The organism is Psychrobacter sp. BF1, from assembly GCF_019279065.1.
GTDB classification, from domain to species: domain Bacteria; phylum Pseudomonadota; class Gammaproteobacteria; order Pseudomonadales; family Moraxellaceae; genus Psychrobacter; species Psychrobacter urativorans.
In genome coordinates this window covers 1-1,302 of sequence record NZ_JAGYWV010000035.1, presented here as the reverse complement: position 1 = coordinate 1,302, position 1,302 = coordinate 1, and the positions used below count along the sequence as shown (strand labels likewise).

At 46.4% G+C, this 1,302-nt stretch carries 1 protein-coding gene; it reads left to right on the top strand.

The genetic code is table 11. The features are described 5' to 3' along the window. The first annotated feature begins 56 nt into the window (after window positions 1-56). Window positions 57-1,271 carry an IS256 family transposase gene (locus KZA12_RS14720; RefSeq protein WP_218690753.1) on the top strand — a complete coding sequence of 405 codons (1,215 nt, stop codon included), beginning with the start codon at window positions 57-59 and terminating at the stop codon, window positions 1,269-1,271. Window positions 1,272-1,302: the final 31 nt, after the last annotated feature.

Below are 1,302 nucleotides of genomic sequence, written 5' to 3'. Positions count from 1 at the left end.
GAGAGTTTCCCAAACTTTGTGTAACTGCTTATAATCCACTAACCGGAGAATAAGCAATGACTACTCAATCTGACCTTAAAAAACTGGCTGAGCAAATGGCTGGTAGCATGAAAAGCTTTGATGACCTCAAAGACTTTCAGAAGCAGCTCATGCAATCGTTTATCGATACTGCCTTAGAGGCTGAGATGGAAGAGCATCTCGGCTACCCTAAGCATGAGAAAGCCGACAAACCTAACAAACGCAATGGGCACACTAAAAAGAGAGTCCGCAGTGACACAGGCGATCTTGATATCTCAACCCCAAGAGACCGTGATAGTAGCTTTGAGCCTGTATTGGTTGCTAAGCAACAAACCCGCATCTCAGGTCTTGACGACAAGATCATATTCCTTTACGCCAAGGGTCAAACCACCATGGAGATTGTAGAGAGCATTAAAGAGCTCTACGACGTCGACATCTCAAGCAGCTTGGTTTCCAGAGTCACGGATAATATCTTAGACGACATCATCGCTTGGCAGAACCGGCCACTGAGCAGTGTTTATCCTATCGTCTACTTAGACTGCATCGTCGTTAAAGTACGTCAAGACAAGCAGATCATCAACAAGGCTGTCTATCTGGCGCTAGGTGTGGGACTTAACGGTAAAAAAGAGCTGCTTGGTATGTGGCTATCAGAGAATGAAGGCGCTAAGTTCTGGCTGGGCGTTCTCACTGAGCTACAAAACCGCGGAGTACAAGACATCCTCATTGCCTGTGTTGATGGTTTAAAGGGCTTCCCTGATGCCATCAATACCGTCTACCCCAATGCTCAGGTTCAGCTGTGTATCGTACACATGGTGCGCTATTCAATGAAGTTTGTACCGTGGACGGATAAAAAGGCCGTAGCGGCTGATTTAAAAGCCATCTATGGCGCTGATACACTTGAGATGGCAGAGGCCAATCTTGAGCACTTTGATGAGGTGTGGGGTGAGAAATATCCGCATGTGGTCAAGTCTTGGCGTAATAACTGGGAGGGCTTAACGGTGTTCTTTGGCTACCCTAAGGACATCAGAAAAGCGATTTATACCACCAATGCGATAGAGTCGCTAAACAGTGTGATTCGGACGGCGGTGAATAAGCGTAAAGTATTCCCCTCTGATCAAGCAGCTTTCAAGGTGGTGTACCTAGCAACCCAGCAGGCATCCAAAAAATGGTCGATGCCCATCCGTAACTGGACGTCTGCTTTAAATCGCTTTATGATTATGTTTGATGATCGTATCAGCAGGCATTTAATCTAAATGGCAGTTACACAGAATCTGGGATGGGCTC

Bases quoted from the DNA above. Each gene is read 5' to 3' on its own strand.
- KZA12_RS14720 (WP_218690753.1), top strand. From the start codon at position 57: ATGACTACTCAATCTGACCTTAAAAAACTGGCTGAGCAAATGGCTGGT.